Origin of the sequence: Oceanicola sp. S124 (genome assembly GCF_000220565.1) — a bacterium.
Lineage (GTDB): Bacteria > Pseudomonadota > Alphaproteobacteria > Rhodobacterales > Rhodobacteraceae > Pseudooceanicola.
On record NZ_AFPM01000255.1, the window covers coordinates 1 to 8,079 of the forward strand.

Sequence of the window (8,079 nt, forward strand, 5' to 3'; positions counted from 1 at the left end):
AGCAGGGCGACGCTGCCAGTCAGGGTGGCGGCCAGCAGGGCAAGGACCGCAAGGTAGGCGGGCCGGGGCAGGGGCGTGGCGGCACCCGCGTCGCGGAACAGCTGGGCGGCGCGGATCTCTTCCACCCGGGCCAGCGGCCAGAGGGTGAACAGCGCCGCTGTCAGCGTGCCATAGAGCGCCGCTTCGGCCAGCGCGCCGGGGTAGAGGCCGAAGTCGGTGGGCACCGGCAACAGCGCCGATAGGATCGGGGCGACCAGCAGCGGAAGGGCGGCGCCGAGCACCAGCCCTAGGGCGATGCCGATCAGCGACAGCGCCCCGATCTGCAGCCCGTAGGTCAGGAAGATCACCCGCCGCGAGGCGCCGAGCGTCTTCAGCGTGGCGATGATATTGATCTTGCCCGCCAGGTAGGCGCGCACGGCGGCCGAGACGCCGACGCCGCCGACCGCCAGGCCGGCGAGGCCGACGAGGACGAGAAAGGCCGAGAGCCGCTCGACGAAGCTCTGGATGCCGGGGGCTCCGTTGCGCGCATCGCGCCAACGCAGCCCGCTTTCGGCAAAGCGGTCCCGGGCGGCCTGCTCCAGCGGGGCCAGTTCGGTGCCGGGCGGCAGGGTCAGCCGGTAGCGGCTGTCAAACAGCGTGCCGGGGGCCAGCAGGGCCGTGCCCTCAAGCGCGCTGCGGGCGACAAGGGTGCGCGGACCGAGGGCGAAGCCGGAGGCATTGGCATCGGGCTCGGCCTCGAGCGTGGCCATGAGGCGGATGGGCACGCCGCCCAGCTCGATCCGGTCGCCGACCTGGGCGTCGAGGCGGGCCAGAAGGGCGGGGGCGACGACGGCGCCGGGCAGCTCGGCATCTCCGGCAAGGGCCTGATCCAGCGGGATATCGGGCGAAAGGCTGACTTGGCCGATCAGCGGGTAGGCATCGTCGACGGCCTTGACCTGGGTCAGCACCCGGTCCTCGCCCCGCACGGCCATGGAGCGGAACTCGGCGATCTCGGAGAGGGCGGTGGCGCGGTCGGCCATCCAGGCGCGCTCTGACGCATCGGCGAAGCGGTAGGTCAGCGACAGCTCGGCATCGCCGCCCAGCATGGCAGCGCCCTCGCGGGCCAGCCCGGCCTCGATGGCGCCCCGGACCGATCCGATGGCGGCGATGGCGGCAACGCCGAGAGCCAGGCAGGCGATCAGGATGCGGAAGCCCGACAGGCCGGCGCGCAACTCGCGCGCGGCGAAACGCCGGGCCAGGCGGAAGGCCTGCGGAGTGGCTGCGCTCATGCGGGGCCCCCGGCGATAAGGCCGTCGCGCAGGGGCACGGTGCGGTCGCAGCGGGCGGCGAGTTCCGGCGCATGGGTGACCATGACCAGCGTCGCGCCGTGGCGGTCGCGCAGGCCGAAGAGCATGTCCATGATGGCGGCGCCATTGGCCTCGTCGAGGTTGCCGGTGGGTTCGTCGGCCAGCAGGATCTCGGGGCGCGGGGCGGCGGCGCGGGCCAGGGCGACGCGCTGCTGTTCACCGCCCGACAGCTGCGAGGGGTAGTGACCGGCGCGATGGCCGAGGCCGACCTGTTCCAGTTCCTCGGCGGCGCGGTCGAAGGCATCGGCGCGCCCGGCCAGTTCCAGCGGCGTGGCGACATTTTCCAGCGCGGTCATCGTCGGAATGAGGTGGAAGCTCTGGAAGACCACCCCCATATGATCCCTGCGGAAGCGGGCCAGGGCATCTTCGGACATGCCTGTCAGATCCTGTCCCAGCACCTGTACCTGCCCGCCGGTGGCGCGTTCCAGCCCGCCCAGAAGCATGAGGAGAGACGACTTGCCCGACCCCGAAGGTCCGATCAGCCCCAAAGTCTCGCCGCACCGGACCGTCAGGTCGATGCCGCGCAGGATCTCGACCGTTCCGGCATTGCCGCCGAGGCTGAGGGCTGCGCCCCGCAACTGGATGACGCTGTCTGGCTGGGGCATGGGCGGGGTCTCTTTCCTGCGGGCGGTCCGCAATGGATATGGGGGCAAGCTGCGGCGCAGCAAGGGGTTGGCGGCAATCCGAGGCATTTCGGCGGGCCCGTTGAGTGGCCAAGTGACTGGCCTAATGACGGGCTCGGCGACGAGGGGGGCGGCTTGCCGACTGACAGGCCTGCTGGCGACAGTCACGGCGGCGCTCTGGCTTGCGCTGCCGGGGGCGGCGACGGCCGAGGAGGCCAAGCTGCTCGCCTTCGGGGACAGCCTGGTGCAGGGCTACGGGCTGCCGCAGGGCGAGGGCTTCGTGCCGCAGCTGGAAGGCTGGCTGCGCACGCAGGGCGTCGAGGTCTCGGTGGTGAACGGCGGGGTCTCCGGCGATACCAGCGCCGGCGGGCGCTCGCGCATCGCCTGGTCGCTGAGCGGGGAGATCGACGCGGTGGTGGTGGTGCTGGGGGGCAACGACCTGCTGCGCGGACTGGACCCGGCGCGCACCCGCGAGAACATCGCCGCGATCCTCGACGAGATCCGGGCCCGTGACCTGCCGGTGCTGCTGGTCGGCATGCAGGCTCCGGGCAATTTCGGAGCAGAGTACAAGCAGGCCTTCGATGGGCTCTATCCCGAGCTGGCCGAGCAATACGGCGCCGCCTTCGCGCCGAGCTTCCTGGCCCCGGTCATGGGGGACCCGGAGGCGCCGGACATGGCGGCCGCGCAGGCACGGCTTCAGGGGGACGGGATCCATCCGAATGCGACGGGGGTGGGGCTGATCGTCGAGGCCCTGGGGCCGCAGGTGCTGGAACTGTTGGACCAGTCGGGCAAAGTCGTCCGGTAGCGGCCCTCTGCGGGGGCATCGAGCCCCCTCAAGGGTGGGAGGCTTCGCCCCCCGGCGCGGGCTCGACCCGGGTCGCCTGGCTGAGCTGGAGGTTGATGGCAGACATGCGTCCTCCGCGCCCTTCCTTCAGCTCGAACTGCACGCGCTGGTTGTCGGACAGGCCCGGAATGCCGGAGTGTTCCAGCGCGGAGATATGCACGAAGACATCCTTCGCCCCGCCCTCGGGCTTGATGAAGCCGTAGCCCTTGGTGGCGTCCCACCACTTCACCACCCCGTTCAGCTTCGGCGCGTTCAACATCTCTGGATCCAATCCGATCGGCAGTACCGACAGCTCTGCCCGCAATATGCGGCAGATCGGCCCGGTTTCGGCGCGTCCTGGGCCAAAGCCCTCATGGTCGATCGCAGTCCCGTTGCACGAAAACCTTGCGCGCTTTTCGCAGCCGGATCAAGCGCCTTGATCCGGCTGCGTAGTGTCTCCGCGGTTCCGCGCCGCCCCCAGCAGGAAGGAGGGCAGGCGGCGCAGGGTAGCGCGCATCATGTCGCCATATTCGATCTCGCCGGCCAGCAGGCGCATGTAGAGATGGCGCAGCCGTCCCGAGCTGCGAAAGGCCGCGACGAAGGCGGGGCGGAAGAGGGGCGAGAAGATCAGCACCCGAATCGCCCGCGCCTGGCGCATCGCGCGGTGCACGGGTACCAGCCGCCGTCGGTAGCGGCGCAGGGCCGAGGCCGGCGCACCGGCGGCAATGGCTTCGGCAGCCGCAAGCGCCGCTAGCTGGCCGCTCTTCATCGCATAGGCGATGCCCTCTCCGGTAATCGGATCGACCAGGCCCGCCGCGTCGCCCGCCAGCAGGACGGCCCCGTGCCCGGGGCGCTTGTGGACCTCGCCGAAGGGCAGGTGATGGCCTTTGCAGGGCAGCGACGGATCGCGCCCGAGCTGCGCCAGGTAGGCGGCCATCGAGGCCTTCATGTCGGCATTGCGCGACAGCACCCCGCCGATCCCGATGGTGGAACTGCCACGTTTGGGAAAGTGCCAGCCATACCCCCAGTCGGCGGCGCCGAAGTCGATGCGCAGCGGCGCCGCCGCATTGTCGGGGCCCGGCGCGGCCTCGACCTCCAGCCCGAAGCCGATCTGGTCACGGTCGTAGCTTTGCCCGAAGAGCTGGCGGGCGACGATGGAGTTGACCCCGTCGGCGCCGATCAGCACCTTCGCCCTCAGCCGCCGCCCGTCAGCAAGGCTGAGGGCAGGGGGGGCGAGGTCAAGCGCGGCCACCCGGCACCCGCTTAAATCCATGGCCCCGGCGCGGATCGCGCGCCGCTGCATCTCGGCATCCAGCTCGACCCGCATCGCGAGGTGCATCGGCGGGATGTCGGGTAAAAGGCCCAGGCTGTGGCCGAAGGCGTGAAATTCGACCGAGGTCTTGGTGTCGATGAGATGCGCGGGGATGTCCTCGCCGTAGATCTCGCGGAAATAGAGGGCGCTGCGGCCGGTGACGCCTCCGCCGCATAGCTTGTCGCGGGGAAAGCGCGCCTTGTCGACGAGGGCCACCGACAGGCCCGCCGCGGCGGCGACCCGGGCGGCTGCCGCCCCTGCGGGACCCGCGCCCATGACGATCAGGTCGAGGTCATGTGCCGGGTCGTCAGCGGACGCTGTGCCGGACGAACTGGCGGGCGTGCTGGCTGGCAAGGGTCAACTCTCATCAAAGAAAAATGCGTGGATATCGTCGAAGAGCCGCTGCGAGGTTTCAAAGAGCAGGTGCCCCTGGCCTTCATAGAAGGTAATCCGGTCTGCCGGAAGCCGCCGCGCAAGGCGCCGGGCGGCATTCGGCAGGAAAACCGTGTCCTCTGCCCCGTGAAAGAGTGCAATCCGGGCATCTGCCAACGCTCCGGGCCGGTCGAGGGTCCAGAACATCAGGCTGGCGGTATGGGCCATCGTGCGCCGGATCGAGGGCGTGGACATGTTCTGACGCTGGGCCTCGGCCCGGGCGGCGCTGTCCTGTGCCTTGGCCGGATCGGCAAGGGCGTCCTCGCCATAGAGCAGGGTGCGGTAGTTCTCTGTCCAGGCGTCCTGCGGCTTTAGGGAATGGGTGCGCAGCATGGCCTTCACCACCTCGACACCCGAGCGAAGTGAGGACAGTGCCGCCTCGGGCGCCGGCCCGGCGGTGGAGATCAGCGCCAGCGAGACCTTCGGCGCCTCCAGTCGCGAGACCGTCTCGATCGCGATCGGGCCGCCGGTGGAATAGCCGATCAGGTAGACTTCCTTCGCCCCGAGATCGTTGACGTAGTCGGCGATGACCTTGGCGGACCCGTCGATGTCGACGTGATGATCCAGTGGCAACCCGTCCATGCCGGGGAAGCGGTAGGCGACGACGGTGCTGTCCTCTTCCTGCCAGGCCAGGACCGGTGCGAAGATCCCGACAGAGGCGAAGGCCCCCGGTATGGTGACGATGACCTTCTCGACCCCCGGGCGGGCCCTGCCGTCCTGCAGCAGGGGGAACTGGCCCGCCCGTTCGGGGCCGGGCAGAAGCGTGCAGCCCGAGAGCAGCAGCGCCGCCCCGAGGGCCATCAGTGCGCGCAGCATGGCGTTAGAGGACGGTGACCGGGGTTCCGATCGGTACGCTGTCGTAGAGGGCAATGACATTCTCGTTCAGCATCCGGAAGCAGCCCGACGAGGCATTGCGCCCGATGGAGCGCGGCTCGGTCGTGCCGTGAATGCGGATCGCCGTATCATGGCCGTTCTGGTAGAGATAGAGCGCCCGTGCCCCCAGCGGATTGCGCGGGCCGCCCGGCATCCGATCATTGTTGCCCTTGTACTGGCCATAGATCTGCGGATCCCGCTCGATCATGTCGGGGGTGGGGCGCCAGGAGGGCCATTCGACCTTGCGCGCGATCACCGCATTGCCGGTGAACCCGAGGCCCGGACGGGCAACGGCGATGCCGTAGCGGGTGGCCACGCCGGGCGCGGTGACATGATAGAGGAAGAAGGCACGCGGCAGGATCACGATGGACCCGGCTTGGTACCGACGCGAGAAACTGACCTTGCGGGGCGACAGGATCGGCGGCCCCTGCACCGCCTGGGCGGCAGGGGCCGAGGTGAGAAGGGCCGGAGCTGCGAGAGTGGCGGCAAGCGTGCTGGTCAGGAAGCGTCGGCGAGGAATCATGGGTACACCTGGGTCGAATCACTGGAAAATCATGTGGCTATTGGTGGGTAATAAATGGGTGCGGGCGGGATCACGTTCCCGCGGCAGGTGAAATCGCCTGCTGTCTGTTGCCTCAGTGCCACGGCAGTGGTCCGGCACGGCGCCCTGCTGCGGGAAACCGGACAAATTTGAACCGGAAAAGAAAAAATCAACTTTTCGCCGTTTTAAGTTAATCCGGCAGAGGCGCAGAACGCGCCGAAAGCCGTCGCCTTCAGAACGAAGGCATGGAAGTGCGGAGCCGGAATGGACATCACGCCGACCAGACTGCCCGAGGTTTTGATCCTCACCCCGCGCCGCTTCGGCGATGCCCGCGGATTTTTCAGCGAAAGCTGGAATGCCGCCCGCATGGCCGAAGCGGGGCTTGATCTGGACTTCGTGCAGGACAACCACTCGTTCTCGACCAGGGCGGGGACGCTGCGCGGGCTGCACTACCAGGCGCCGCCCCGGGCCCAGGGCAAGCTGGTACGCTGCGGGCGTGGAGCGTTGTGGGACGTTGCCGTGGACTTCCGTCGCGACTCGCCCCGATTCGGCCAGTGGGTCGGGGTCGATCTCAGCTTTGAGAACGGACGCCAGCTGTGGATCCCGCCGGGGTTCCTGCATGGTTTCGTCACCCGTGAGGACCAGACCGAGATCTGTTACAAGTGCACCGATGCCTATGATGCGGCCAGCGAGGGCGCAGTGCGATGGGACGACCCGGACCTGGGCATCGACTGGGGTGTCAGCGATCCGCTGCTCTCGGACAAGGACGCCGCCGCCCCGGCCCTGCGCGCCGTGCCCAGTCCCTTCATCGGGGCGGTGCCGGCATGAAGATCCTGGTCACCGGAGGGGCGGGGTTCATCGGATCGGCGGTGGTGCGCGCGGCGATCCGCACTGGGCACGAGGTGATCAACCTCGACGCGCTGACCTATGCCGCCTGCCTCGATAACCTGGCCGAGGTGGCGGACAGCCCGCTCTACCACTTCGAACATGCCGATATCCGCGAGGCCGGCGCGCTGGAGCGGATCTTCGCGGTTCACACCCCCGGCGCAGTGATGCACCTTGCCGCCGAAAGTCATGTCGACCGCTCGATCGACGGGCCCTCGGCCTTCATCGACACCAATGTCACGGGCACCGCGACCCTGCTGCAGGTCGCCCGGTCCTACTGGGAACGGCAGGGCCGCCCGGCAGAGTTCCGATTCCACCATGTCTCGACCGACGAGGTCTTCGGCTCTCTCGGACCCGAGGGGCGTTTCACCGAAGAGACGGCCTATGCGCCGCGCTCTCCCTACGCGGCCTCGAAGGCGGCCTCGGACCACCTGGTCAGGGCCTGGCACGAGACCTACGGCCTGCCGGTGGTCCTGTCGAATTGTTCCAACAACTACGGGCCCTTCCACTTCCCCGAGAAGCTGATCCCGGTGGTCATCCTGAACGCCCTGGCGGGGCAGGCGATCCCGGTCTACGGCGATGGCGGCAACGTGCGCGACTGGCTTTACGTCGAGGATCACGCCCGCGCCCTGCTGAGCGTGCTGGCGCGCGGGACCATCGGGCGCAGCTACAACATCGGCGGGAATGCCGAGGCGCGCAACATTGACCTGGTGCGCCGGATCTGCGCCCTCCTCGATGCTCGGCTGCCGGCCAGCGCGCCGCACGAACGGCTGATCACCTTCGTTACCGACCGGCCGGGCCATGACAGGCGCTATGCGATCGACGCGAGCCGCATCCGGGATGAACTGGGCTGGCAGCCTCAGGTTTCGCTTGAGGAGGGGCTGGAGCGCACGGTCGACTGGTATCTGCACAACCGGTCCTGGTGGCAGGCGCTGCAACGGCGGACCGGTGTCGGTGACCGCCTGGGGCTGGGGCGATGATCCCGCTGCCGGTCCTCGTCTTCGGCCGCTCAGGACAATTGGCCATTGAGCTGGCGCGCCGGGCTCAGGTCACCTGCATGGGGCAGGAGACGGCAGATCTCTCTCGTCCCGGTGCCGCGGCCAGGGCGATCGGCGCGCTCAGGCCGGGCCTGGTGATCAACGCGGCCGCCTTCACCGCGGTGGACCGGGCCGAGACCGAGACCGACATGGCGCATCGCCTGAACGCCCTCGCCCCGCGCGAGATGGCCGAGACCTGCGCGGCGG

9 protein-coding genes and 1 pseudogene are annotated in these 8,079 nt (G+C 69.1%); 4 read left to right on the forward strand and 6 right to left on the reverse strand.

Annotation, left to right across the window (positions count from 1 at the left end; all coding sequences use genetic code 11):
- A partial coding sequence (locus OS124_RS0117225; protein ID WP_010141086.1) for an FtsX-like permease family protein occupies nt 1-1,268 on the reverse strand: 1,268 nt, incomplete at its 3' end.
- Nucleotides 1,265-1,951, reverse strand: coding sequence for an ABC transporter ATP-binding protein (locus tag OS124_RS0117230; protein ID WP_010141087.1), 687 nt, complete (start codon nt 1,949-1,951; stop codon nt 1,265-1,267). The genes OS124_RS0117230 and OS124_RS0117225, both read right to left, overlap by 4 nt.
- 124 nt (nt 1,952-2,075) lie before the next feature.
- On the opposite strand from OS124_RS0117230, the gene OS124_RS0117235 reads away from it, so the two are divergent.
- The gene (locus OS124_RS0117235; protein ID WP_010141089.1) at nt 2,076-2,774 is read left to right on the forward strand and encodes an arylesterase; all 699 of its coding nucleotides are present in this window, start codon (nt 2,076-2,078) and stop codon (nt 2,772-2,774) included.
- A gap of 79 nt (nt 2,775-2,853) precedes the next feature.
- Here the strand turns inward: OS124_RS0117235 and OS124_RS25085 are convergent.
- From OS124_RS25085 to OS124_RS0117255, 4 genes and pseudogenes are all read right to left on the reverse strand, one after another.
- Nucleotides 2,854-3,072, reverse strand: a pseudogene (locus tag OS124_RS25085) (cold-shock protein); the annotation flags it as partial.
- A gap of 147 nt (nt 3,073-3,219) precedes the next feature.
- On the reverse strand, nt 3,220-4,458 hold the full coding sequence (locus OS124_RS0117245; protein WP_237708134.1) for an NAD(P)/FAD-dependent oxidoreductase: 1,239 nt from the start codon (nt 4,456-4,458) through the stop codon (nt 3,220-3,222).
- Between the two features lie 3 nt (nt 4,459-4,461).
- Nucleotides 4,462-5,352, reverse strand: a complete 891-nt coding sequence (locus OS124_RS0117250) for an alpha/beta fold hydrolase (RefSeq protein ID WP_010141092.1) — start codon at nt 5,350-5,352, stop codon at nt 4,462-4,464.
- A gap of 4 nt (nt 5,353-5,356) precedes the next feature.
- Complete coding sequence (locus OS124_RS0117255) at nt 5,357-5,932, reverse strand: L,D-transpeptidase (RefSeq protein ID WP_010141093.1); 576 nt, start codon at nt 5,930-5,932, stop codon at nt 5,357-5,359.
- A 282-nt stretch (nt 5,933-6,214) separates the two neighbouring features.
- On the opposite strand from OS124_RS0117255, the gene rfbC reads away from it, so the two are divergent.
- The 3 genes from rfbC to OS124_RS0117270 all read left to right on the forward strand — a co-directional run.
- Nucleotides 6,215-6,778, forward strand: a complete 564-nt coding sequence (gene rfbC, locus OS124_RS0117260; protein ID WP_010141094.1) for a dTDP-4-dehydrorhamnose 3,5-epimerase — start codon at nt 6,215-6,217, stop codon at nt 6,776-6,778.
- A complete protein-coding gene (gene rfbB, locus OS124_RS0117265) occupies nt 6,775-7,815 on the forward strand; it encodes a dTDP-glucose 4,6-dehydratase (protein WP_010141095.1) in 1,041 nt (346 codons plus the stop codon). Before rfbC ends, rfbB begins: the two co-directional genes overlap by 4 nt.
- The coding region (locus OS124_RS0117270) for a sugar nucleotide-binding protein (RefSeq protein ID WP_010141096.1) at nt 7,812-8,079 on the forward strand (268 nt) is incomplete at its 3' end. The genes rfbB and OS124_RS0117270, both read left to right, overlap by 4 nt.